20 protein-coding genes are annotated in these 23,383 nt (G+C 62.7%); 9 read left to right on the top strand and 11 right to left on the bottom strand.

Annotated elements, in window-relative coordinates; translation table 11 throughout:
• Together ABIB44_RS20130 and ABIB44_RS20125 are read left to right on the top strand one after the other, a co-directional pair.
• Positions 1 to 238, top strand: a 238-nt coding sequence (locus ABIB44_RS20130) for a hypothetical protein (protein WP_354586480.1), incomplete at its 5' end; no start/stop codon positions are given.
• A gap of 95 nt (positions 239 to 333) precedes the next feature.
• Entirely contained in the window at positions 334 to 741 is a 408-nt protein-coding gene (locus ABIB44_RS20125) for a hypothetical protein (RefSeq protein ID WP_354586479.1), read from the top strand.
• A 107-nt stretch (positions 742 to 848) separates the two neighbouring features.
• Here ABIB44_RS20125 and ABIB44_RS20120 read toward each other — a convergent pair whose 3' ends face one another.
• Positions 849 to 1,970 carry a PDDEXK nuclease domain-containing protein gene (locus tag ABIB44_RS20120; RefSeq protein WP_354586478.1) on the bottom strand — a complete coding sequence of 374 codons (1,122 nt, stop codon included), beginning with the start codon at positions 1,968 to 1,970 and terminating at the stop codon, positions 849 to 851.
• A 252-nt stretch (positions 1,971 to 2,222) separates the two neighbouring features.
• Between ABIB44_RS20120 and ABIB44_RS20115 the strand changes: the two genes are divergently transcribed.
• Positions 2,223 to 2,984, top strand: a complete 762-nt coding sequence (locus ABIB44_RS20115; protein WP_354586477.1) for a hypothetical protein — start codon at positions 2,223 to 2,225, stop codon at positions 2,982 to 2,984.
• Positions 2,985 to 3,257: 273 nt separating this feature from the next.
• Here the strand turns inward: ABIB44_RS20115 and ABIB44_RS20110 are convergent, their stop codons facing one another.
• Entirely contained in the window at positions 3,258 to 3,536 is a 279-nt protein-coding gene (locus tag ABIB44_RS20110) for a DUF1294 domain-containing protein (protein WP_354586476.1), read from the bottom strand.
• A 256-nt stretch (positions 3,537 to 3,792) separates the two neighbouring features.
• The gene (locus ABIB44_RS20105; protein WP_354586475.1) at positions 3,793 to 5,229 is read right to left on the bottom strand and encodes a DUF5723 family protein; all 1,437 of its coding nucleotides are present in this window, start codon (positions 5,227 to 5,229) and stop codon (positions 3,793 to 3,795) included.
• Between the two features lie 98 nt (positions 5,230 to 5,327).
• Between ABIB44_RS20105 and meaB the strand changes: the two genes are divergently transcribed.
• The 4 genes from meaB (at position 5,328) to ABIB44_RS20085 (ending at position 10,707) form a co-directional block, all read left to right on the top strand.
• Positions 5,328 to 6,308 carry a methylmalonyl Co-A mutase-associated GTPase MeaB gene (meaB, locus tag ABIB44_RS20100; RefSeq protein ID WP_354586474.1) on the top strand — a complete coding sequence of 327 codons (981 nt, stop codon included), beginning with the start codon at positions 5,328 to 5,330 and terminating at the stop codon, positions 6,306 to 6,308.
• A 254-nt stretch (positions 6,309 to 6,562) separates the two neighbouring features.
• Positions 6,563 to 6,706, top strand: a complete 144-nt coding sequence (locus ABIB44_RS20095) for a hypothetical protein (RefSeq protein ID WP_354586473.1) — start codon at positions 6,563 to 6,565, stop codon at positions 6,704 to 6,706.
• Between the two features lie 206 nt (positions 6,707 to 6,912).
• Positions 6,913 to 10,266 (top strand): PAS domain-containing sensor histidine kinase, encoded by a 3,354-nt coding sequence (locus tag ABIB44_RS20090; RefSeq protein ID WP_354586472.1) that lies wholly within the window; start codon positions 6,913 to 6,915, stop codon positions 10,264 to 10,266.
• 24 nt (positions 10,267 to 10,290) lie between these two features.
• The gene (locus tag ABIB44_RS20085) at positions 10,291 to 10,707 is read left to right on the top strand and encodes a response regulator (protein ID WP_354586471.1); all 417 of its coding nucleotides are present in this window, start codon (positions 10,291 to 10,293) and stop codon (positions 10,705 to 10,707) included.
• Between the two features lie 82 nt (positions 10,708 to 10,789).
• On the opposite strand, the gene ABIB44_RS20080 is transcribed toward ABIB44_RS20085, so the two are convergent.
• The 6 genes from ABIB44_RS20080 to ABIB44_RS20055 all read right to left on the bottom strand — a co-directional run bounded on the left by ABIB44_RS20080 (position 10,790) and on the right by ABIB44_RS20055 (position 19,828).
• Positions 10,790 to 13,411 carry a DUF5916 domain-containing protein gene (locus ABIB44_RS20080; RefSeq protein WP_354586470.1) on the bottom strand — a complete coding sequence of 874 codons (2,622 nt, stop codon included), beginning with the start codon at positions 13,409 to 13,411 and terminating at the stop codon, positions 10,790 to 10,792.
• A 263-nt stretch (positions 13,412 to 13,674) separates the two neighbouring features.
• Positions 13,675 to 16,545 (bottom strand): M56 family metallopeptidase, encoded by a 2,871-nt coding sequence (locus ABIB44_RS20075; protein WP_354586469.1) that lies wholly within the window; start codon positions 16,543 to 16,545, stop codon positions 13,675 to 13,677.
• Positions 16,532 to 16,957 (bottom strand): BlaI/MecI/CopY family transcriptional regulator, encoded by a 426-nt coding sequence (locus ABIB44_RS20070; protein WP_354586468.1) that lies wholly within the window; start codon positions 16,955 to 16,957, stop codon positions 16,532 to 16,534. Before ABIB44_RS20070 ends, ABIB44_RS20075 begins: the two co-directional genes overlap by 14 nt.
• A 207-nt stretch (positions 16,958 to 17,164) precedes the next feature.
• Complete coding sequence (gene folB, locus ABIB44_RS20065) at positions 17,165 to 17,530, bottom strand: dihydroneopterin aldolase (protein WP_354586467.1); 366 nt, start codon at positions 17,528 to 17,530, stop codon at positions 17,165 to 17,167.
• A 203-nt stretch (positions 17,531 to 17,733) separates the two neighbouring features.
• A complete protein-coding gene (locus ABIB44_RS20060) occupies positions 17,734 to 18,807 on the bottom strand; it encodes a DivIVA domain-containing protein (RefSeq protein ID WP_354586466.1) in 1,074 nt (357 codons plus the stop codon).
• Positions 18,808 to 18,895: 88 nt separating this feature from the next.
• The gene (locus tag ABIB44_RS20055) at positions 18,896 to 19,828 is read right to left on the bottom strand and encodes a WD40 repeat domain-containing protein (protein WP_354586465.1); all 933 of its coding nucleotides are present in this window, start codon (positions 19,826 to 19,828) and stop codon (positions 18,896 to 18,898) included.
• A 172-nt stretch (positions 19,829 to 20,000) separates the two neighbouring features.
• On the opposite strand from ABIB44_RS20055, the gene ABIB44_RS20050 reads away from it, so the two are divergent.
• Both ABIB44_RS20050 and ABIB44_RS20045 read left to right on the top strand, forming a co-directional pair.
• A complete protein-coding gene (locus ABIB44_RS20050; protein WP_354586464.1) occupies positions 20,001 to 20,684 on the top strand; it encodes a 4'-phosphopantetheinyl transferase superfamily protein in 684 nt (227 codons plus the stop codon).
• 44 nt (positions 20,685 to 20,728) lie between these two features.
• Positions 20,729 to 21,310, top strand: a complete 582-nt coding sequence (locus ABIB44_RS20045; protein WP_354586463.1) for a redoxin domain-containing protein — start codon at positions 20,729 to 20,731, stop codon at positions 21,308 to 21,310.
• An 80-nt stretch (positions 21,311 to 21,390) separates the two neighbouring features.
• On the opposite strand, the gene ABIB44_RS20040 is transcribed toward ABIB44_RS20045, so the two are convergent.
• A complete protein-coding gene (locus ABIB44_RS20040) occupies positions 21,391 to 22,311 on the bottom strand; it encodes a helix-turn-helix domain-containing protein (RefSeq protein WP_354586462.1) in 921 nt (306 codons plus the stop codon).
• 130 nt (positions 22,312 to 22,441) lie between these two features.
• Positions 22,442 to 23,329 (bottom strand): alpha/beta hydrolase family protein, encoded by an 888-nt coding sequence (locus ABIB44_RS20035; RefSeq protein WP_354586461.1) that lies wholly within the window; start codon positions 23,327 to 23,329, stop codon positions 22,442 to 22,444.
• Between the last annotated feature and the right edge of the window lie 54 nt (positions 23,330 to 23,383).

Below are 23,383 nucleotides of genomic sequence, written 5' to 3'. Positions count from 1 at the left end.
TTATGGGCAGTGGCCTCGTGGGGATTCGCGCCCTACCGTGCAGGAAGTACATTTTCCGGTGCTCGAAGCTGCGGTATTGTGCCTGTTGATGGCCCAGTTCGTGACCGTGCCCCTGTGCCTGGCCTTGTTGCCAGCGGTTCGGGTCCAAAGCTGCCTAATTTTCCTGTATACGTTGGCGGCGTTAGGGGCCGCGTTTGTGACGACCTACAGCAGCTTCATGAACTGGCACTTCGACTAGGTCAGCTGCCCTTGCGCCTAATATCAAGTTTAGCAAAACGGTCCGAAGGTAAACATGCGCTGTTTGAAGAAAGCAGCGTATTATCAGGCCTCGATATGAAAAACGAAACCGTCCGCCAACAACTCCGGGAGAAATGGGGCATTGACCCGAGAAAGATGTGGCTCCCCTTAATCGGCCGCCTTTCTGCTGATACCATCTATTTTGAATACAATGTGTTTGAGCAGCAGTTTGGGGTCGCCCAATTACAGAACCTGCTACCAGAGTTGGGCGAAAAGTCTTGGTGGGCGATTAGCGAAGTCGGCGAGGACAAGTCCGGCGTAAGTGCTGAGGTGAAAAGCTTCGCTCATCAAAGCCAGATAGAAATGTACTACTGCAATGCCACTCCCGATTGGGTCGTGTATATCTCCCATGAGAACACCATCGCCCTAGCCGGTAAGGCCCTGCTGGACCACCTGAAAAGGGCTTGGCCGGACTTCGTCTCCTACTGCAATCCATGGGAGTAGTGAGTCTATAATCCGCGATAGCTACGTTTAGCAAAACGGTCTTAATCGTTAAAGCAAGAATGATAGTGGTTGACGACGTAATCGCCCACGATTGGACTTCCGAATGGCTATTTTTGCTCGTTGCGTAGACGTTCCTGCTCGTCCCGCACCAACTGTTGCAGTGCCGCTTCCGACGGCAGGTTCGTCTGGTATTTGGCCACAAACAGTTGCTCGGCCATTCCCGTGGTCGCATAGCGCACGAGCGTATCGTTCTTCTGCGCACACAGAATGAGTCCCACCGGCGGATTGTCGCCTTCGGTCATCTCCTGCTCCCGGTAATAGTTCAGGTACACGTTCATCTGCCCCGCATCGGCGTGGCTGAACGCCCCAATCTTCAGGTCCACCAGCACGTGGCACTTCAGAATGCGGTGGTAAAAGACCAGGTCGATGAAGTAGTGCTCGTTGTCGAACGTGATGCGCTTTTGCCGGGCTTCAAAACAGAAGCCCCGGCCCAGCTCCACCAGAAACGTCTGCAAGTGCGCAATAATGGCCGTTTCTAAATCGCTCTCGCTGTAGCTGGCCCGCTCCTCGAGGCCCAGAAATTCCAACACGTAGGGATTTTTCACCACATCGGCCACCGCCAGCGGCTGCGTGCCGGCGTGGCCGGCCAGTACCGCTGCCTTGTTGGTTGAGAGCCCCGTCCGTTCGTAGAGCGCGGAATCAATGGCCCGCTTCAACTCCCGTACGGACCAACTGTTCTTCACCGCGTGCACCTCGTAAAACGCCCGCTGCACCGGCCGGTCCAGGGCCAGTAATTCCAGAAAATGCGAGAAGCTCAACCGGTTCAGCAGCAACTCCGGGGCAAGGCCCGGCAGGGCGTGCGGGTCGCTTGCCAGGGCCGGTGCGGTCCGCGGGAAAGGCTTCAACGCATCCACTAAACCCGCTCGGTGCAATTCTGCAGACACGGTCTGCAAAATCAGGGGGTAGGCCCGGTAAAACTCGCGGCACTGGTACAGCCGCCGTTCCGCGAGCCCTTTGATGCCGTGCAGTTGCCGCGCCAGTTCCGGTAGCAGTCGTTCGCCGTACTCGGCCCGGTCGCTGCCGCCTTGCTCGTATTCGGCAATATGCCAGCCGATGAGCCAATTGCGCACCGTCAGCCAATAATTTACCTGCTGGGCGGCTGCCTGTTGCGTTTGGGCATGTAGCTGCCCAATCTGTTCTGCTAGCAGCGAAAGGGTAGATTCTTCCATTGGGGCCAAGTTACGCTGGCCCAGCGCGTCTGCAACTAGGTCGTAACCACAAAAAAGCAGGTTATTTACCGGAAAATTGGCCTTGGGTATTGTTCAGTGAAGCGGTGAAACAGAGAATACGGCCTGTTTACCAAAAGGAGGGTCAATTTATCACCAGATGGCCCGTCCTTATCTTGCTGCCTAGTATTCGCCGGTGCCTGGCAACCCCGCTGATTTCATCTTACTCGTCTAACCGTTCTCTTCCACCTGCTGATGCGCTACGGCTTCCGTCTTTTAAGCTTCCTGTTTGGCGTACTCGTCTGCGTTGCCTGTAAAAAAGAAGAAGTTTTCTGCGTCCCCGACGTCCCCGCAACGCCACGGGATACCTATGTATTCCCGGTGCGGCCCGGTACCCCCGCGTGGGCCGCGCTCACTACGTCGGCGCAGATGGTGGCCGTCTGCCAGGTACCGGCCACGACCCTGACGGGCATCTCGACCGAGGGGCTGGTGGCGACCTGTTTGGCTTACCCCTTGCTCCCGGACATTCTCCTTGCCAACTCGTTGCAGCAAGGCACCCGGGCGACCCTCGCCAACTTCAATGGCTTTGAGGAATTACGCCAGCGGCCGACCGCGGCAGCGGTGCTGGTGGAGCGGTACCGGCGGTTGCACCCGGGGTGTTTGCCGGAACCGGGCCAGCGGGGTGCCTATTCTTTCACTTTCTCCTATCTGGAGATGATTATCGCCCAGGAGGAATACCTGGCGCAATTAACGGCCCCGCAACGGCTCGCCCTGTTGCGCGAAGCCGTTGCCAAATACAATGAGAAGCTGCCCTACGAAGTGGACGTGTACGGCCTTTTCGGGTTGAAGACCGCGCTCTTCGTCACGGCCCGCATCATGCTGCGGGAGCAGTACCCGCCGTTCGTCGCCGCCGTGGCGGCCAACCCGAAGCTAGCGGATTTTGTGACCGACGTCCAGCTGCATGACGACCCGCAAACGCTTTCCCTCGTGCTGGAGCACGCCAAACAATTCAACTAACGGTCCGGGGACCCGACCAGGGGAAACTGCGTTTTGATGGCTCGTCTTTTCTTCCTGTGCCTAAAGCCACCACCCGACCCAGCAGGGAAGGCCACGGCGAGGGATGTCCTGAGGCAGCAAGCACCACATGATTCCCTGGCGATGCCATCCAAGTTTAATAAAATGGTGATTTCTTTAACCCTATCGAATGACCGCGTCTGCGCCTGGGCTCCGGAAATTCCAGTGCTTGACTTATGCAGGGCCCAGCTGCCCACAGGCAGCCAGTTGACCCGGTTACAACGGCGCCTGAAAATAAGGCCACGTGAAATAGAGCACCGCCCCTTGCAGCAGCGTCAGCACCAGGGTAACGCCCCAGAAAGCGGCCTTGCGGTTCTTATGGCGCAGCAGCCAAATAGCCGCCCACGCGCCGGGGGCCGCGCCGGGCAGCGTCGCCAGATGCAGCGTTTTTTCGGCAATGCGCCGCTGGTCCCGTTGGGCTTTCTGCTTATCCCAGGCGAACAGCAGGAAACACAACAGATTGGTAAACAACAGGCAACTCAGGAATACTTGCATTATACGGGAAGCGGGCCTTGCTTATTAGGCTGTTTCGGGTTTCGGCCCGGGTGGTCGCTGCACTGGAATGTGCTGGTTTAAAAATGCGCGAGCAGGACGGAATACCAGTGCGAGTTGGCCAACGAAGATTGCCCAAGCGGGGCCGCAAGTCATAGCGCTGCATTCGAGGAAAGGGGGCTTCATTGATGTGGCTAGGCCATGAGTGAACGAACGCGTTACACGGTCCTGGCTGCCTCATCCCGCACCACCTCACCACCTACTCGCTGCCGCCCAGCTTGAAGCGCAGTACCCCGAACGCCGCCGATGCGTACGGCGCATCTTCGCTGAACAAGCCCACCACGTCGCGGGTGCTGATGCCGGCCTCCCATACCGAGGTAACCAGCGTGAGGCCCAGCGGCAGGCTCTTGCCGTAGCCCGCGCCGCTGCTGAAGCCGCTGCTCAGCTTCAGCCAGCTCAGGGGGCGCACATCTACGCCCAGGCCCACGAAGGGCGCGGTGAGGTTGCCGGCCACTTTGTTCAGGGGCAGGGTCACGTCGAGGCCGGTTTCGAAGAACTTGCTCACGCGCACGCCGCCGCCCAGGCGCAGCTTGGCGGGTAGGGCGGCGGTGCGCTCCTTCGCCGTTTCGTAGGTGAACAGGTTGCGGTTATCCGCGTCGAACTGCCGGGCAATTTCGGCCAGCACATCGTAGGTCTGCACGCCGGTCGAGGCCACTTGTTGAAGTTTCTGGTCGGAAGCCGATAGCACGTTGCCGGTCCAGGTCATCGAGCCTAAATCCGTGACCGAAGCCCCCAGGCGAATGACTTTGCCCACCTCGGCGGCCAGGCCGAAGTCGAAGCCGTTGCCGTGGCCTACGGGCTTCAGGCCGGTGCCCTGCTCCAGGTTGAAATTGTTGCCGCTGGCCAGCGCGCCGTAGTCCACGTTGAAAATCGGTGAGAGCGAGGTGTAGGCCGTGAGGGTGCCGCCGCTGGCCCGGATATCGGCAATGCCGATGCCCTGAATGTAGCGGTAGCCCGCCCCAACGGACAGATGAAACCCGGTGTTCTGAATGACCTCCACCCCATAAGCCACGTTGAACTCGTTGGTGACGGCCGCCTGAATGCTGGTGCCGTCGAGCACCGTCGAGATAAAGGGGGCGTTGGGGTTGGTGGGCGTGGGGTTGCCGCTGGTGTTGGGCACGGGGTAGTACTGCCGGATGACGTCGGCATTCTGGCCGTTCACGATGATGTCGGCGGCGTTGCGATTCAGAGCCAGGTGGCTGGCTACCCGCTGCCGGCTGCTGAAGGCAATGCCCCCCAGGCCGCTGGGCAGCGTCACGGCCAGGCCCAGCAGGTTGGTATCGATGTTCAGATTGAGCACGTTGTCGCCGGTGAGCTGGGTAACCAGGGTGGCCTTTTCGGCGGGGCCGATGCTCTGGCCGCCGTCGTTGAGCAGGTGCTTGAACGTGGTGCGGGTAAGCGACTGCGAGCCGATGCCCGCCCCCACCTCGCCCACCGTGAAGGCCACCCGGAAATTGGGCACGCGCCCCAGGTTGGCGGGGTTGATGCCAATCACCTGATAATCGGAAGCGAAAGTGTTGACGACCCCGCCCCGGCCGGTGGCCGAGAAGTTGCTCAGCTCGTTCTGGGCGCGGGCGGCAAGGGGCAGGGCCAGCCCAGCGGCCAGCAGCAAAACGGAAACAGCAGAAGCTTTCATGGAAAAAACGTGCGGTAAGCTTTAGCTTGCCGTCGATTTCAGGAATCTACGCCGGCAATTGCTCATTGCACCGGCAAGCTAAAGCTTACCGCACACATTTGCCTTCCTCCCGCCTTTCTCCCGCCGAGTACGCCGCCGGCATCCGGGCCGGCTCCCGCACCGTGCTGGGCCGCGCCATCACGCTGGTCGAAAGCACCCTGCCCACCGACCAGGCCCTGGCCCAGCAGGTGCTCCAGGAAATTCTGCCCGATACCGGCGGCAGCCTGCGCGTGGGCATCACCGGCGTGCCGGGCGTGGGCAAAAGCACCTTTATCGAGGCCCTGGGCCGACATCTGGTCGAAACCAAGGGCTTGAAGCTGGCCGTGCTGGCCGTGGACCCCAGCAGCCAGCGTGGCGGCGGCAGCATTCTGGGCGATAAGACGCGCATGCCCTGGCTGGCGGCTCAGCCGGGGGCATTCATTCGGCCTTCGCCGGCCGGGCGCAGCCTAGGCGGCGTAGCCCGCGCCACCCGCGAGGCGTTATTGTTATGTGAAGCGGCGGGCCACGATGTCATCATCGTCGAAACCGTGGGCGTGGGCCAGTCCGAAACCACTGTGCACGGCCTCGTCGATTTCTTCCTGCTGCTGATGCTGGCCGGGGCCGGCGACGAGCTGCAAGGGGTGAAGCGCGGCATCATGGAAATGGCCGATGCGCTGTGCATCACCAAGGCCGACCACGGCAACGAGCAGGCTGCCCGCCGCGCCCGCCTCGACTACCAAAGCGCGCTGCACCTGTTTCCGGCCCCGCCCTCGGGCCAGACCGTGCCCGTGCTGCTCACCTCCGCCGTAGCCGGCACCGGCATCGCCGAGGTTTGGCAGACCATCGAAGCTTACGCCGCCGCCACCCGGGCCAGCGGCTACTTCGCGCAGCGGCGGCAGCAGCAGCAGCTGCAGTGGCTGCACCAAAGCGTGGCCCAGGCCCTGGAAGCGCGGTTTTACGCCAACACCACCGTGCGTGAGCGCCTGCCCGCCGTGCAGGCCGCCGTGGCAGCGGGGCAGCTCACGCCGTGGGCGGCCGCCGAGGAGCTGCTGGGGCTGTAGGGGGCGGCATCGCGTTAGCAGAACGTCCTGCTGAGCTTGCCGAAACACCTCGACCACGAAGGGCAATTTATTTGCTGCAATGAGAGATGCCAGCTACATCTCGCGCTAGAGCCGCGATTAATGAGCTTTTCGGTTGTTGATGAATAGCTTCCCTGTTGACTTATTAACGATTGTTACGCAGTGGAGCTGGCGCGTTACTGCAGTTGTTTGTCGCCTTGAGGCTACCACGCCCCCGGCACTTTGCTCCTCCTTTCATGCGTTCCCACCGCCCCTACTGCCGCCTGGCCCTGCTCGGCCTGCTCTCCTTCGCTTCCCGCGCCGCCCTTTCGCGCACGGGCGGCATCGTGAACCTGCATGAGGCCGTGAAGCTGGCCCAGCAGCTGACGGCAGCGAAGTAGGCGGATGTTAGGCACCCGCGCGCCGCTCTATTGCGTAGAGGAGCCAACGCGACCTTCGGCTGGTGGTGCAGATGTGCTGATGGTGAGGGAATGGGCACAAACGGGCACCCGGCCCATCAAGGCCTGCTGATTACCATCTGATAGTCGAATATGCTAACTGCCCGGAGTAAGTCCGGTGCTGCTATCTTCGGACTTTCCATTTTTATATGCCTGATTTCACGGCTCCGTCCCTGCCTACCGATGCACCGGCCGCCGACGGCTTGCTGCGCGCCGTGCTCGATGTTTCGCTCACGGCCATCAACCTGGTACACCCAGTCTACGCGGCTGAAGGTGGTGAGCTGGTGGACTTTGCCCTCGATTACCTCAACCCCGCTGCCCAGCGCATGACGGGCCTGCCCGAAAGCCCCGGCGGCACCATACGGTCCCACTTTCCTGATACGTTCACCAACGGAATTTTCGATTTTTACCGGCGCGTGTGTGAAACGGGCGAGGCGGGGCAATACGACTTCAATTACCAGACCGACGGCTTCGACAATTATTTCCACGTTGCCGCCCGGCGGCACGGCGAGCAGTTGGTTATCAGCTTTCTGGATACCGCCGTTTACTCGCGTACGGTGGCAGAAAACGTCCTGCGCGAGAGCCAGGCCCGCGAGCAGGCGGCCCGCGCCGAGGCCGAGCGCCAGCGCGGCGAGCTGGAGCGCGTATTCGAGCAGGCTCCCATTGCCATTGCCATTGCCGTGTACCGGGGGCCGAATTACACCATCGAGCTGGCCAACCCCACCGTATGCCGCCTGTGGGGGCGCACGCAAAAGCAAATCGTCGGCAAGGGGTTGTTTGAAGCGCTGCCCGAGGTGGCCGGCATGGGCTTCGAAGAGCTGCTGGATGAGGTGATGACCACCGGCGTGCCCTACGTGGCTTACGCGATGGAAGCGCAGCACGACCGCAACGGCCACCGCGAAACCGTGTACTGGGACTTCGTGTACGAGCCCATGCGCGGGGCCGACGGCCGCATCACGGGGGTCATGGTGGTGGCCAACGAAGTAACCGCGCAGGTGCTGGCCCGCCAGCAAATGCAGCAGTTGAACGACGAGCTGGAAATGCGCGTCACGGCCCGCTCGGCCGAGGTTCGGGCTGCCCTGCACGAAGCTGAGCAGCAGCGCGAGCAGGCCCGCGTGCAGCAATCCCTGCTGGGCCAGATTCTGGGCCAGGTGCCGGCCGCCATTGCCACGCTTAGCGGCCCCGAGCACCGCTATTCCTTCTTCAACGCGCCCTACCAGGCCCTGGCGGCGGGCCGCAGCGTGCTGGGGCACACCGTGGCCGAGCTCCTGCCCGAGGTGGTGGAGCAGGGATTCGTGGGCCTGCTCGACCGGGTGTATCACACCGGCCAGCCGTTTATCGGCACCGAAACGCTGATAATGCTGCACGACCAGGGCACCCACCAGCCCGAGCAGCGCTACATCGACTTCATCTACCAGCCCCTGCTGGATGGGCAGCAGCAGCCCCAGGGTATCCTGGCCTTTATTCTGGACGTGACCGACCGGGTGCGGGCCCGCAAACAGGCCGCCACCCTGCAAGCGGCCATGATGGGCGTGCTCAAGCGCCAGGTGCAGGCCCGGCAGGACCTGTTCCAGATATTCGAGCAAACGCCGGCGGCCATCGTGCTGCTGCGCGAGCCCGACCACCGCATCGACTACTTCAACCCGGCGTTTGCCGAGCTGTTTCCGCCCGAGGAATGGGCCGGGACGCTTCAGGGCCACACCATTGCCGAGGTGTACCCGCGCGTGAAAATGGTGGGCCTGGTGAAGCTTCTGGACCGGGTTTTCCGGACCGGCGTGAGCGAGATAGTGACCGAAATGCCGCTGGCCGAGCTGCAGCCCGGCAGCCCGCGCTACGTCACGTTCACCTACCAGGCCTACCGCGAGCAGGGCAGCATCGTGGGCGTGGCGGCCCTGGTGTACGACGTGACGGAGCAGGTGCTGGTGCGCCGCCAGACCGAAGCGCTCCAGGCTGAGCTGCTGGCCAGCGCCCGCCAGCAGCTGCAGGAGCGGGAATCCTTCTACGCTATTTTCGACCAGGCCCCCGCCCTGATTCAGCTCCTGCGGGCTCCGCACCACCGCATCGAGTACGTCAACGCCGCCTACCAGCACCTTTTCGGGGACCGGCAGTTGGTGGGCCTCGACCTGAACGACGCCCTGCCCGAGCTCCGGGAGCAAGGCTTTCTAGCCCTGATGAACCGGGTGTATGAAACCGGCGAAACGTATTTTGGCGTGGAGCACCCCTTCACCGTGCCCGCCGTGGCCGACCAGCCCGCCCGCGTCGCTTATTTCACGTTCGTATACGAGGCCTACCGCCAAAACGGGCAGATTGCCGGCATCTCCGTGTTCGCCTTTGAAGTAACCGAGCAGGTGCTGGCCCGCCAGCAGCGCGAAGCCCAGCAAGCCGAGCTGCAACGAGTGTTTGAACAAGCCCCGGTGGCCATTTGCGTGTTCCGGGGCCCGGCCAACGTTTTCGAAGTGGTGAACCCGCTGATGGCCGACATCCTAGGCCGTCGCGCCGGGGAGCTGATGGGCCGGCCCTTTTTCGAGGTCATGCCGGAGCTGGCGGCGCAGGGCCTACTGGAGCTGCTCGACGGCGTGCGGCAAACCGGCGTTTCCTTCGTGGCCCAGGAACAGGCGCTGCGCCTGGGCCACCCGGCCGGCGGCATGCGGTATTTCAATTACGTTTACCAGCCCCTGCTCGACGCCGAAGGACCCATTACGGGCGTGGTGTGCGTGGCCACGGAGGTGACCGACGAGGTGCGGGCCCGCCAGCAGGTGCAGGCCTTTGGCGAAGAGATGCAGGCCACCAACGCCGAGCTGCACGACACCAACAACCGCCTCTTACGCACCAATTCCGACCTGGACACCTTCGTGTACACGGCCTCGCACGACCTGAAAGCGCCTATTTCCAACATCGAGGGCCTGCTGCTGGCCCTGCGCCACGACCTGCCCGCCGCCGTGTTGCAGCAGGGCATGATAACCCGCCTGCTCGACCTGATACAGGATTCAGTCGAACGCTTCCAGCAAACCATTGGCCACCTCACCGACATTTCCCAACTGCAACAGCCCGAAGCCATCGAAACCGTGAACCTGCGGGCCCTCATCCAGGGCGTGCAGCTGGACCTGGGCCCGCTCATCGAAAGCGCCCAGGCCCGCCTGACGGTCGCCGTCGACGGCTGCGAGGCCGTGCGCGTGGCTCCCAAAACCCTGCGCTCGGTGGTGTACAACCTGCTGAGCAACGCCGTGAAGTACCGGCACGCCGACCGCGCCCCGCTGGTGCAGCTGCGCGCCCGGTGCACACCCAGCCAGCTGGCGCTGGAAGTGCAGGACAATGGCCTGGGCCTGAGCGAAGCGCAACAGGGCCAGCTCTTCGGCATGTTCCGCCGGCTGCACACCCACGTCGAGGGCTCGGGCGTGGGCCTGTTTATGGTGAAGCGCCTGATTGAGAATGCCGGCGGCACCATCGCGGTGCACAGCCAGGTGGGCGAGGGCACCACTTTTACCGTTACGCTGCCCGCTTAGGCAGGCTTTTATTACTGATACTCCATGGAAAAGATTTCGAGCGTGCTGCTGGTTGACGACGACACAACCAATAATTTTTTGAACGAGCTCCTGTTTCAGCAGCTCGGCGTAACCGACCACCTGTTCACGGCCGAGGATGGGACCCGGGCGCTCGATATCATCGAAAACGCGGCCGGCCCCGACGAGCCCGCCCTCATCCTGCTCGACGTGAACATGCCCGGCATGGGCGGCATCGAGTTTCTGGAAGCCTACCGCCGGCTGCCCCGGGCCCAACACCGGGCTACGGTCATCATCATGCTCACCACCACCATGGACGCCCGCGACCTGAGCCGCCTCGAAGAGCTCAACATCGCCGGCCTGGTGAGCAAGCCCCTCACCAAGGAGAAAATCGACAACATTCTACAGCTGCACTTCCAGCGGCAGCTGCCCGCGGGGGCGTAGGCGTAGGCGTAGGCGGGGGCGTAAAAAACGTCATGCCGAGCGTAGCCGAGGCATGACGGCACGTTTCACTATTGCCCCGCTCCTACCCCCTGCGCGGCCGCAGGGCCAGGTAGTCGAGGTAATAGAGCAGCTTGATGGACACGTTGTTGTTGTGCGGCGTGTTGATGGTGTTGCTCAGGTTATCGAAGTAGAGGGGGGTGGCCTGGTTGGCCTGGAAGAACGAAGCGCTGGCGTTTTTCCAGACCACGCTGATTTGCGAGCCCGGCGCGAACCACCACGAGTACACGCCGTCGATGTTGAAGGCGTTGAACGTATTGTCGCGGTTGCGCTGGTAGGCGGGCTCGGGGGTTTCCAGGCCGTCGGGGTGCAGTTGCGCGTAGTCGCGGTAGTGCACGTTGCTCACGTAGTGCCGCAGGCGGATGTTGAACGACATGCGGTTGGTGAAGGTGTAGGTAGCGGTGGCCGTGTTGGTGATGGTGGCCACGTCGCGGCGGCCCACCAGCGGGTCCACGGTGCGGCCGTCGGCTAGGAAGCCACCAAAGTGCCGGGCCGTGGGCGCGTCGAGCGAGTCGGTGCGGCCCAGTTCGCCGGCAAAGCCAATCTGCTTGATTATGTGATTGAATCCCAGCGAATACACGAAGCTCAGCTTGTCGTTCACGCGGTATCGCGGGCCCAGGTTGATGGTGTAGGTATAGCGGCCGGTGCGCTCGCCGTCGGCCGCGAAGAACCGGGCTCCGTAGCCAAAATCCCAGGCAAATTTCTTGCGGTAGTCCGACGAAAAGTAGCCGTTTAACCCAAAATTACCCGGCTTGCGCACGTAGTAGCGGCCCAGCGGCGCGCGGCGCGGGTCGAAGTAGTCGTGGGTAACCGGCGAGGCATCAACGTTGAATCGCAGCGAGAGAAAACTCTTGGAAAAAGTGGTGTTTAGCCCGGCGTAAAAGCCGGCATCCTGGTACAGCCGGGGCTGCTCCAGCAGCGAGTAGTTGATGCCGGCGTAGGAGTTCAGGCGGTTGAGCTTCCAGAAAGGCTGGTAGATGCTGTAGCCCACGTTGGCCGACTGCGAGATGCTGTTGTTGGCGAAGAGCAGGCCCAAGTCGTTGGGGTTGTAGGTGTGCGACTCGATGCCGTGGTCGACGCTCCAGGTGAATTTACCCGAGATTTTGCCGAAGTTCAGGTAGTATTTGTAGCCGTCCTGGTCGTTGATTTGGTCGGTTGTGCCGAAGGCCTGGCCCCGGCGGCGCGAGTACACCAAGCGGCCATCCACGGCGTAGCTGTTGGCCTTGTTGGCGAAGCGAAACAGGCCGCCGGTCACGTTGGCGTCGTAGGTGCTGCCGGCCCGGGTCACGTTGGTGTTCACCAGGCTCACGTAGGAATTATTTTTCAGGCTCTGGTCGAGCACCACGATGTTGTAGTTCGTGAACGGCTGGGTCAGCACGTCGCGCCGGGTGCCGCTGGTACTGTCCTGCACCGTGGCGTACACGTTGTTGCTCACGGCATTAAAAATACCCACGCCCAACCCCGAAGCCGTGCGGCCCGACACCTTGGTGGCGTTCAGCAGGCGGGTGATGCCGGGGTTCTGCACCACGAACTCCACCGGGTGCTGGTTGCCGGCGCGGTCTTTCGCGCTCTGACGCAGCTGATTATTCACGTCGTAAAAGCCGATGGGCTGCGCCCCCACCCGGCGCGAGTAAAACAAGCCGCCCTTGTTGAACAGCTCGGTACCTTCCGTAAAAAAGCCCCGGTTCTCGTTGTACTGCACTTCAAACGGCGACAAGTTGAGCACCTGGTTGTCGCTCTGCACCTGCCCAAAATCGGGCACCAGCGTGGCATCCAGCGTAAAGCTCTCGTTGATGCCCCACTTCACGTCGGCCCCGCCGTTGAAGCTGGTGCTGGCGTTGCGCTGGCCGGCCACGTTATAGGGGTAGTGGTTCAGGTAGGTGCTCACGTAGGGCGTGAGCGAAAGGCGCAGCGGCGGCTTGAGGTTGCGCAGGCCCGTGAGCTCGCCCCACTGGTTCACGAAGCCGTCGACCTGGGGCCGGATTTCATTCCAGAAAAACTGCTGCCGCGAGCTGCGCCGCTGGCGGGCAAAGTTGATGCCCCACACCTGCTCGGCCGCTGAGCTGAAGCGGATGGCCGAAAACGGGATGCGCAGCTCGGCCACCCAGTCGGTGCCGCTTATCACGGTGCGCGACTCCCACACGGCGTTCCAGGCCCCGTCCTCGCCGTTGGTGGGCGAAATGCGCGCGTCGCGCTGCACCCCGCCCGAGCTCACCAAAAAATCGTAGCCGTTGAGGTGGTCGTTGTAGGTGTCGATGAACACGCCAAAAAAGTCGGTGTTGCCAAAATCGTCGCGCTCGCTGAGCTGGTGCAGAATCGAGTCCGCCGACACGTCGTGCATCACGGCGCCGATGTAGAGCGCCGCGTCATCATACAGCACGCGCACTTCGGTTTTATGCTTTTCGATGGGGCCCGGCGTGGGCTCCAGCTCGTAAAAATCGGTGGCCACAGGGGCCGTTTGCCACACGGCTTCGTCGAGTACACCGTCCATCTTGGGCGCGGTGCTGATGCGGATGGCCTGGAGCTGACGCTTGGGCGCGGGCTTGGCCAGGTTGAGCTGCGTAGCGGGGGGAGTGGCGGCCGGCGTCTGAGCGTGAGCCAGGCCCGCCAGGCATATCAACCAACAAATAAGTAAAGAACGATACATGTAATTCGAGCGAAAGGACCTTCGAAGGTGCCAAGAGATGCAGGCCAACGGCCAATAGTTGCTTGCGGCGGACCAGAATTCACAGTTTGTTTACTGTCGGGGTGGCGGCCTTGGCCGCCCGGGCGAGGCGTTGGATAAGGGTACCGGTCGCGCGGCGTTCCGTTACAGCCCGGTACTATTTTTTCGTGGGCCGGCAGCACAAGTCCGCAAAAAGGCCGGCTTCTCTCGCAGAAAACCGGCCTGGCGTTGCGGCTTTTCCCGGGCTAGTCTTCCTGGGTCGAAATCGTTACGTTGAAGCTTTTGTCGTCGGTGTGGCCAGTCATTTTGCGGTACTTGGCCGCCAGCTCATCGGACTGCTTCTTGCCGTTCACCGTCAGCCCCGAAGCGTTAAGCTGGAACTGCAGGTTCTTGTCATCGGCCCCCAGCGCGCCGTCCTTGCGCAGCTCGCGGCGCAGCTCGTCGGCGTTGAGGCGCGGCGGGCGGGGTGGCGCGGGCAGGTCCAGCATGGGTGGAACCGGCGGAGCCGGGGCAAAGAGCGGGGTAAGCGGGCCGCGCGGGGCACGCGGCGGGCGGGGCGGCGTGGGGCCATTGCCGTTGATGATGGTACTGCTGTCGCTGTTGCGGGTTATCACCATCGCATTGTTGCCTTGCAGCTGCCGGCCGGTGGTGCGTTCATACAGCTTCAGGTACTTCTGAAACACCTTCGACGGCTGCTCCTTGCCATTAATCATCAGATTACGAGCCGTGAGCTTGATTTGGTAGTTGTTGAGGTCTTTCAGCAGGCCGTCTTTCTGCATCTGGTCCACCAGCGCTTCGGTGCGGTCGCGGTCGCGGTCGGCCTGGTCCTGGTCATGGTCGGCTCGGTCCTGGTCACGCAGCTCCTGCTCCGACTCGCGCATATGCTCTTGAAACTCCCGTTGGCGGGCCTGCATTTCACGCTGGTACTCGCGCAGCTGCTGCCCTTGCTCGCGCAGGTTTTTTTCTTGTTCGCGCAGGTCACTATTCATGTTCATACCGCCGCTTAGCCGCTGTTGCGGGCCCGTTACAGGTATGCTTTCGATTTTTTTTATTTGAGCGCGCACTTTCTCCAACTCCTTATTGATTTCCCTGCGCTGCTCGGTGCCGAGGCCCTTTGCAGTAGCAGCGGTGCGCAAGCCGCGCTCCGCACCGCGCAAGGCATCAAGGGTCGCGCGGCGACTTTCAGGGTCCGAGCCGCCGTTATCAAGGTTTCTCAGGCCGTACGCTCGGCTGAGCGCCCCACCCGGTACTTTTCTAAACGACTTATCAAGCTGCTCGCCAAAATCGGGAAAGTTGAACTGAAAATCGCGGTTGCGCACGATGTCGCGGTTAATATCGCGCTGCACGTTACGCTCAATATTGCGCTGAATACCGTTTTCCAGCTCGCGGCGCACCAGTGGGTCCAGCTCACGATTATCGAAGCGGTAGGAGAAGTTACGTGCATCGGCCCCACCAAAAGGCGCAACCTGCACCACTTCGACCTGCTGGCCCTTGCCTTTTTTACCTTTGCCGCCCGCCGTTTCTACACGCTGGCCATTCACCACGAGGTCGGTGAGGCGGCCCTTTTTATCCTTCGTAATCACCACCGTACCGGGATTGCCCTGGAAAGGCGGCGGAGCCATTTCGCGGCCATTGATGATGATGCGGCGCGGGCCGGGGCGGCCATCGCCAGGGCCATATTTAGTACCGTACTCCCCCGATGCACGGTGTTCTATCACCACCTCACGGCTTACCTCGGCTGGCGGGGCCGGGGCGGCAGCGGCTTCGGGTGCCACGGGGGCAACGGGTGCCACAGGGGCAACGGGTGCCACAGGGGCCACAGGGGCAACGGGTGCCACGCGGGCGGCCCGCTTATTGGTATCGGCGGTGCCAGCCGCTTTTGCCGGCGGCGGGCCGGTTTGCCAGTCGAACGCGGCCAGCACAGCCGTGTGGTTATTATTGGCCAGCGGGCCGGCCAGCACCACGCTGCTGCCCAGCAGGCCCAGCCCGCCCAGCACCAGCGCGCCGGCCAGCAGGCTTTCGGCCAGCGTGGGGGCGGCGGGGCGCCGCTGCACCAGGCGGCGCACCCGCAGCAGCAGGGCCCCGGGCCGGTTGAAGGCGGCCAGAGCCAGGCGCGGGGCCGGGGCCACCACGGCACTCTGGCTCCACTCGGCCAGGGCGGTGAGGGCGCGGGCCAGCCGGAGCGGGTCGCCGCCCACGAGGGCCGTGGCAGTATCGTCGCAGCAGTTTTCGCGTTCGGTGCGCACGCAGCCAGCCACAAACCATACGGCCGGGTGGTAGAAGAACAGCACTTCGGCCACGGTTTGCAGCAGGTTCACGAGGTAGTCGCGGCGCAGCACGTGGGCCAGCTCATGCGCCAGAACCGCTTCCAGATAAGCCGGCGACAAGCCCGCCACCGTGCCCAGCGGCAGCAGAATCACGGGGCGCAAATGGCCCACTACCAGGGGCACTTGCACCAGCGCCGACTCCAGCAGCTGCACCGGCCGCCGCACGCCGCTGCGGGCGGCCAGCGCGGCCAGCCGCGCCTGCCACACGGCGCTCAGTGGGCGCACCCGGTAGCGCCGCAGCCGCTGCACGTACAGCAGGCCGCCCAACATGCGCAGGCTCATGGCCAGCAGGCCCAGCAACCAGGCCACCACCAGCAGCGGCAGGTAATTATCGAAATACCGCAGGCCGGTAACCAGCCAGTTAGGTGTGGCCACCGCCACCGGTGGGCTGGCGATAATGACCGACACCTGGTGCACGGGCGCGGAATTACCGGCTGCTCTCCCCGCTTTTCCCGACGCTTTGAAAGCGGCCAAACCACCCGACACCAGTGTCGTGGGTTGCTTCACCGGCACCATCCGTTGGGTTTTAACCGGGCCGGGGCTCAGCAGTACGCTTCGCGCCGGGCTCGAATTGAAATAGAGCCCGAATGTGATGCCGGCCAGCGCCACTACCACGCCCAGCGCCCCGGCCGAGGCCGCGTAGCGCACCTCGGCCCGCTGCCGGCGCAGCAGCAGCAGCACCCCGGCCAGTACGGCCGCCACTAGCGCACCCTGCCACAGCGAGTGCAGCAGCGTCCAGCCCAGCGCCCGCGTCAGGGCGGGCGAAACGAATTGCTCAAGCGTGGTCATCGTCGTCGGAATTAGGAGTGGAATTCTGAATTTCAATGTCGTTCAGGAGGCGGCGAATTTGCGCCAGCTCGTCGGCCGAGGTTGGCCGGCTGCCCAAAGCCTGCATCACCAGCTTCATAGCCGAGCCGCCGAAGGTGGCGTCCACGAACTTATCGAGGAGCAGGCCCTGGGTTTCCTGCTCGCGCACGGCGGCCCGGTAAACGTGGCTGCGGTCGGCATCGTCGCGCCGCACCAGCGCCTTCTCCAGCATCAGCTGCAAAATCTTGAGCGTGGTGGTGTAGCCCACCTCCGCCTGCCGACGCTGGCTGAGGTGGTCGTTGATGGCCCGCACGGTAGCGGGGCCGTGCTGCCAGAGCACGTGCAGGATTTCCAGCTCGGAATCCGTAGGTTTGGGGGGCGGTGCCTTACTCATAACGAAAGATACGAGGTTACTACGAATTGTTTCGTAGAATAAGACAAAGATTATACGAATGCCTTCGTAGTTGCAAGGAATAGCTACGAAATATTTCGTATAAGCTCCAGAAAAAATTTAATAACCTGTATTACAGGATATTAAATTTTTCAATCTGTATCGCTCAGAACAAGCTCCTGAGGGTTGCGGCTCTACAGCGTCCACCCGCTACTGCTGCTCGCGGCGCTTCACCAGCGTCACGCGGGCGCGGTGGCAGATGCCGCCCAGCGGCGGATTGAATTTGCTGACGCTGATTCTCACCTTCCGCACGTGCGGCAACTCGGCCGTGATGCGGTCGAGCACCCGGTGGGCCACGTGCTCGAGCAGTCGGGCGGGGGCGCGCATTTCCTCAGCCACGAGGCGGTACAGCACTTCGTAGTTCACGGTTTGCTGGAGCTTATCGGACTCGCCGGCGGCCAGCAAATCGGTTTTAATGAAGAGGTCGACGCCGTATTTATTGCCGATTTTCTGCTCTTCGTCATAGTAGCCGTGGAAGGCGAAAAACTCCAGCCCTTCGAGTGCGATTTGGCCCATGTGGTGAGTGGATGAATTGGTGAATGATGGGTTTGTGAGTGCCGTTCAGGTCGCAGCAAGGCCCTGAAACCCTGGCCGTGCCAACGAAGCGGCCCTGCAAAGGTGACCCCATAAACAAAGAAAGCCCACCCCAGGGGCAGGCTTTCCAATCTTGTGTCGACTACCGAATTTGACAAATCCGATAAATCCGATAAATCCGCGGTCTAGATTTCATCGAAGAACGACTTCTCCGCTACGGCGGCTTCGGTCGGAGCCGGGGCAGTAGCGGTGGTCATGCCCGGCTGGCCGGGGTGCGTCACGGGCGAGGGCTGATTGATTTCGGGGTGGCTGGGGCCCACGGGCTGAATGTCGGGCGCAGTGGGCTGCACGTAGGGCGGGTTGGGCTCGGGCACCTGCGAGGGCGCGGGCGGGTCGATGTGCGGGGCGGGCGAAATGCCGGGGTTTTCGGCGGGCGCGTAGGGTCGCTCAATATCGGGGCGCGGGGCCTCGGCGGGTGCCCCGGGGTCGGGCTGCTGGCCGGGCTTGGGGTTGTAGCCGGTGGTCTGGGCGGCGCGCTCCAGGGATTCTTCGGCGCGGCCAAACGACGTGGGCGCAAACGAAGTGGGCGTGGCGGCGGCCACGGCGGCGGCCGATGAAACAGCGGAGGAGGTAGTTACCTGCATGGCAGAAGGAGTTTCGGGCGTGGGTTCGGCGGCCAGTTCTTTGGGCCGTACTACCTGTACGCGGGCAGCGCGCGAAAGGATGGCCGCCGTACCGCCCTTGGGCCGGTTGCGGGCTTTTTCCACCTTATCCAGCGCATCCGATGCCAGGTGGTGCAGGTCGCGCACGAGGCCGTCGAGCTGTTGCTCCAGGCGCTGGCACTCCTGGCCCAGGCCGCCGACTTCGCGCTGCATGTCGGCCACGGTTTTTTCGGCCTGCTGATACGCGCCATCCACCACTTCGCGGGCGCGCTGGCGGGCTTCATTCAGAATGTTCTCGGCTTGCAGCTGGGCTTCGCGAACGCGCAAGTCGGCTTCGCGCTGCGCTTGCTCCGTAATGTTGTTGCCAGTGTCTTCGGCGGTCTTCAGGGTGCGGTAGAGGCTGCTTTCCACTTCGCGCATCTTCTGCACGTCCTGCTGGGCGTGTTCGAGCTTGAGGCGCAGCTCCCGGTTTTCGTCGCCCATGCGTTCCCACTGCTGCGAAACGGTAGTTAAAAACGCCTGCACTTCGTCTTTATCAATCCCCCGAAAGGATTTTTCAAACGTTTTCTGGCGGATATCGAGGGCAGTAAGTTTCATTTTTTCAGTGAGCAGTTATCAGTGAACAATTAACGGATTGGGCGATAACGTGCGTGCATCAAGCAGATTTTCTGCTAACTGTTCACTGTTAATTGCTAACTGTTAATTGCCAAACGGCCAGGCTACGGTCGTCGCTACACGAAACTAGCCGGTTTTCGGTGCCCGGCCAAACCAGCCGGTTCACCGACGTGCCGTGGCCGGCGGCGCGGGCCCGGTCGAGCACGCGCAGCAGCGTGAGCGTGGCCGCGTCCCAGAGCTTGATGCTTTTGTCGAGGCTGCACGAGGCCAGGTAGCGGCCATCGGGGCTAAAGGCCAGGTGATTGATGGTGTACATGTGGGCCGGCACGGTATCGGCCAGCTGGTAGCCGGCGGCCACGTCCCAGCGCCGAATCTGGGCATCGCGGCCGGCCGTGAGCAGGTGCGCGCCATCGGGCGAAAAGGCCACCGAGAACACCGAATTGGTGCTTTCGGCGAGCGTAAATTTGGTTTCGAGCGAGTCCAGGTCCAGCACGCGGGTCAGGTGGTCGGAGCTGCCGATGACTAGCTCGCCGCGGCCCTCGTGCAGCACCAGCGTGCGCAGGCTTTTGTCGGTGATGCGCAGCAGCTTTTCCAGCCGAAAATCGGGCACGCTCAGCACGGCCAGCGTGCCATCGGCCAGGCCCGCGTAGAGCCGCTGCCGGCTGGCCGAAAACACGATTTCAAAAATGGCCACTGGCGGCAGGGCCGTGGCGTGGGCCAGCGTTTTATGCTGTAAATCGATGGCCTGAATACCCTGGAAATTATGCCCCAGCACCAGCAAATCCAGCGCCGGCAGGTGGCGCAGGGCGTATACCGAGTTTTGCACGCGGGCCAGCAGCTCACCATCGCGGGTGGGCTCGGCGGCATCCCAGCCCACCACCATGCCGTCGGCACTACCGGAGAAAACGCGGCTGCCGGGGCCGCCCGTGAGGGCGTACACGGCGTCGCGGTGGCCGGCAAGGGTGGCGATTCGGGTAATGGCAGGGCGGAAGATTTCGGACATAACGGGGGCCGCAAAGGTAGCCGCCCCGGGGTTGCCGGTTAAAAAAAGAACGTCATGCTGAACGCAGTGAAGCATCTCTACCGCAGTAACTAATCAAATTACTTGTTGCGGTAGCGATGCTTCACTGCGTTCAGCATGACGTTCTTTACTATTTCCGCTTCCACCTCCCGCCATGCCCCTGCACTCCCTCCAGCGCCTCTCCCCTACCGCCGTGCTGGGCCTCTGGCACCTCACCGAAACGCCCGAAGCTCTGTGGGCCGAGCTGCCCAACTCAGCAGAATACCAAGCGCTGTTGCCCGCCACCCCCGATACAAAACGGCAGGCGCAATGGCTGGCCGGCCGCCGATTAGCCCACGCCCTGTTTGGCGAATTCCCCACGCTGCTTCCTACCCAAACCGTCGTGCGCAACGATGCCACCGGCCGCCCCTGGCTGGCCGGCGCGCCCGCCGATACGGTGTTATCGCTGTCGCATTCGGGCGAGTGGGCGGCGGCCGTGCTCGCCCGGGACGGCCGGGCGGGGGTCGACATCGAATTCATCCGGGACAAAGCCCAGCGGCTGGCCGGAAAATTTCTGGCCGACGACGAGTGGCACCACGCCCGCACCGCTACCGTCCATACGGATGCCGATGCCCACTATACCCTGCTCTGGAGTGCCAAAGAGGCCCTCTACAAGCTGGCGGCCCGGCGTGGCATTATCTTCCGCCAACAGCTGCTGCTGCACGAATTCCGGCCGCAGACATCCGGCGAAATCCCCGCTACGTTAGTGCTGGACGGGGGCCAGACCCGGCACCGCATTTGCTATACCCAACCCGCCCCGGGTTACGTGCTCACCTACTGCCACGAACCCGCCGGGTAGCTGCGCCCCCGTTGGGCCGCGCCGTTTTGCTTTACTTTACCACCATGTCTTTTCGTCGAATTTCTATTCTCACCGCCGTGGCCCTGCTGGCCGTAACCCTCGCCGTGGGCGTGGCCCGCGCCCAGGGCGGCGGCACCGTTTCTGATTTCACCCTAAAAACCGCCGCCAACGCCGACGTGGCCTTGAAAAGCTACGCCAAGGATAAGGCGGTGGTGGTGGTGTTTCTGAACCCCGCCTGCGCCTTTTCGCGCCTCTACCAAGAGCGGCTGGCCTCGCTCAGCAGTGCCTACCGGGGCCGGGGCGTGCAGTTTCTGTTCATCAACGTACCCATCAACCTCGACGCGCCCGGCACCGCCGCCCCCGGCGAAGTGGAGCTGCCCACCCTCACCGATGCCAGCCAGCAGGTTGCTGGCCTGCTTGGCGTGACAAAAACCGCTGAGGCCGTGGTACTCGAGCCCGCCGGCAACGGCTTCGCTGTCCGCTACCGCGGGGCCATCGACGATAATCCGCAGGTGGCCGGCAGCGTGCAGCAGGCCTACCTGAAGCAGGTGCTGGACAACGTGCTGGCCGGCCGGCCAGCCGGCGTGGCCGACAAGCGCGCCGCCGGCTGTTTGATTAAGCGGTAAATTACCGGCTGTCCTTCGGGTGCCGTGCTCCTCTTCGTTCCGCTCGCAATGACACAAGGCTCCCTCCTCTCGACTGACGCTCACTGCGCCGAAAACCGAAAGGCCGCCGGCGTGAGCCCCGTTTTGCTTTTGAAGAGGCGCGTGAAATACTGCGGATACTCGAACCCCAGCTGAAAAGCGGTTTCGTTGATGGTGAGCGAAGTGTTGAGCAGCAGGCGCTTGGCTTTTTCGATGAGGGCGTGGTGGAGGTGCTGCTGGGTGGTTTGGCCGGTGAGGGTGCGCAACATGTCGCTGAGGTAGGCGGGCGACACGTGCAGGGCATCGGCGAAGTGCTGCACCGTGGGCAGGGGCTGCTCGTTGTCGATGGCGAAGTAGCTGGTCAGCTGCGCTTCGAAACGGCTGAGCAGGTCGTGCTCGGGGCTGCGGCGGGTGAGGAACTGGCGGTGGTAAAAGCGGTTGGCGTAGTTGAGCAGCACGTCGAGCTGCGACACCAGCACGTCCTGGCTGAAGGCGTCGATGGGCCGCCCGTACTCGGCCCGAATAGTATCCAGCAGACCATCCAGGGCACTTTCTTCCTGCGCCGAGAGGTGCAGGGCCTCGTGCACGGCGTAGGAAAAGAAGCCATAGCCGGCGATTTTCTGGCCCAGCGGGTACTTGCGCAGCAAGTCGGGATGGAAAAGCACCATCCAGCCGCTGATTTGAGAAATATCCAGCGTGGCATCGATGGCAAAAACCTGTCCGGGGGCCTGGAAGCCCATTACACCCTCCCCAAAATCGTAGGACTGATGGCCGTAGTGCACCTTGCCCTTCAGGTTTTTCTTGACCCAAACGGTGTAGAACTGCTGCACCAGGGGCGTCAGCTTTTCAGGCAGCACGTTGCCGCGGGTCTGCTCCAGGTCGATGACGGTGAGCAGTGGGTGGGCCGGCGCGGGCAGCCCGCAGAAGCGGGTATAATCCGTCACGGTTTCGAGTACGCGGATTTCGGCGGCTGGCTGTTTCATAAGTTTATTTTTTCCTGCTGTCATCCTGAGCCTGCGAAGGACCTTACCACGGTAAGACAGCTTGCAGTATTTCTAACGGCATAGGCGTGAGAAGGTCCTTGGCAGGCTCAGGATGACAGGTTACCTGCTGCTACCTAGCGGCGGCAAGCGGCAATTGCTGCAACAGAAACTGCCGAACCTCCGCCTGCAATTCCTCCTGAAACTGCATACGGTCGAACCCCGGCGGGTCCTGCGAGGGCGGAAACGCCGGGCTCGTCCGCGCCGCCGAAAACGGACTCAAAAAGGAATAGTGGCCGGCATTTTCGACGATGCGGTGGGTGATAAGTCGCCGGTCGGCCACCCCGTTTAGCACAATTTGGGCGTGGAAATCGGGTGTCCATTCGTCCTTTTCACCCATCAGCAGCAGAATGGGCACCCGCACGTTGCGCAACGCTTCTGCCGCCCGGTACCAGACGGTGGCCGGGGCCAGCAGCACCAGAGCCCGCACCCGCGCATCGAGCGTGGTGGGGATGGGTTGCGGCGTCCCGTCCGAGTGCTCGTGCGGGAGCGAGCCGGGCTGCCCGCCGGCCAGCGCCAGGGCCGAGTAGCCGCCCAGCGAGTGCCCAACCAGCGCCACCCAATCGGGCCGCAGCACCGCCCCGAATTCCGCCAGCAGCGCGTCAATAGCCAGCGTGAGGTGGCGCGGCCGGGCCACGAGGTTGGCGGGCGTGTTGTGCCAGGAATTATCGTCGCGGTGATTGGCGTGGTGCCGGGGCAGGCCCACCACAAAGCCGCTGCGGGCCAGAAAATGCGCCAGCAAACGGTGCGTGAGCGGCGAGCCGCCGGTGCCGTGCGAAATCAGCACCATTGGCAACGGGCCGGGCTCGATGGGCGCATCGAGGGCGACATCGAGCGTGTAGGGGCCAATGGATTCGGGTTGGTCGGGCGCGCTGGTCGGGTACAACACGAGCAGCGGAAAGGTCAGGCCCAGGGCGGCATCCACTATTTCCAGGGTGCGGCAGCCTACGAAGTCGGGCATGGGTCGAAGGGGTTGGTGGGTGAGCCGTTGGTACCTGGCAAACTTAGCGGCTAT

Source organism: Hymenobacter sp. UYCo722 (assembly GCF_040547115.1).
Classification (GTDB): Bacteria; Bacteroidota; Bacteroidia; order Cytophagales; family Hymenobacteraceae; genus Hymenobacter.
Note: the sequence above shows the minus strand (reverse complement) of the source record. Positions and strands in the feature narration are given on the sequence as shown.

Coding starts and splice junctions, on each gene's coding strand:
- ABIB44_RS20125 (WP_354586479.1), top strand. CDS start 334: ATGAAAAACGAAACCGTCCGCCAACAACTCCGGGAGAAATGGGGCATT.
- ABIB44_RS20120 (WP_354586478.1), bottom strand. CDS start 1,970: ATGGAAGAATCTACCCTTTCGCTGCTAGCAGAACAGATTGGGCAGCTA.
- ABIB44_RS20115 (WP_354586477.1), top strand. CDS start 2,223: ATGCGCTACGGCTTCCGTCTTTTAAGCTTCCTGTTTGGCGTACTCGTC.
- ABIB44_RS20110 (WP_354586476.1), bottom strand. CDS start 3,536: ATGCAAGTATTCCTGAGTTGCCTGTTGTTTACCAATCTGTTGTGTTTC.
- ABIB44_RS20105 (WP_354586475.1), bottom strand. CDS start 5,229: ATGAAAGCTTCTGCTGTTTCCGTTTTGCTGCTGGCCGCTGGGCTGGCC.
- ABIB44_RS20095 (WP_354586473.1), top strand. CDS start 6,563: ATGCGTTCCCACCGCCCCTACTGCCGCCTGGCCCTGCTCGGCCTGCTC.
- ABIB44_RS20090 (WP_354586472.1), top strand. CDS start 6,913: ATGCCTGATTTCACGGCTCCGTCCCTGCCTACCGATGCACCGGCCGCC.
- ABIB44_RS20085 (WP_354586471.1), top strand. CDS start 10,291: ATGGAAAAGATTTCGAGCGTGCTGCTGGTTGACGACGACACAACCAAT.
- ABIB44_RS20080 (WP_354586470.1), bottom strand. CDS start 13,411: ATGTATCGTTCTTTACTTATTTGTTGGTTGATATGCCTGGCGGGCCTG.
- ABIB44_RS20075 (WP_354586469.1), bottom strand. CDS start 16,545: ATGACCACGCTTGAGCAATTCGTTTCGCCCGCCCTGACGCGGGCGCTG.
- ABIB44_RS20070 (WP_354586468.1), bottom strand. CDS start 16,957: ATGAGTAAGGCACCGCCCCCCAAACCTACGGATTCCGAGCTGGAAATC.
- folB (WP_354586467.1), bottom strand. CDS start 17,530: ATGGGCCAAATCGCACTCGAAGGGCTGGAGTTTTTCGCCTTCCACGGC.
- ABIB44_RS20060 (WP_354586466.1), bottom strand. CDS start 18,807: ATGAAACTTACTGCCCTCGATATCCGCCAGAAAACGTTTGAAAAATCC.
- ABIB44_RS20055 (WP_354586465.1), bottom strand. CDS start 19,828: ATGTCCGAAATCTTCCGCCCTGCCATTACCCGAATCGCCACCCTTGCC.
- ABIB44_RS20050 (WP_354586464.1), top strand. CDS start 20,001: ATGCCCCTGCACTCCCTCCAGCGCCTCTCCCCTACCGCCGTGCTGGGC.
- ABIB44_RS20045 (WP_354586463.1), top strand. CDS start 20,729: ATGTCTTTTCGTCGAATTTCTATTCTCACCGCCGTGGCCCTGCTGGCC.
- ABIB44_RS20040 (WP_354586462.1), bottom strand. CDS start 22,311: ATGAAACAGCCAGCCGCCGAAATCCGCGTACTCGAAACCGTGACGGAT.
- ABIB44_RS20035 (WP_354586461.1), bottom strand. CDS start 23,329: ATGCCCGACTTCGTAGGCTGCCGCACCCTGGAAATAGTGGATGCCGCC.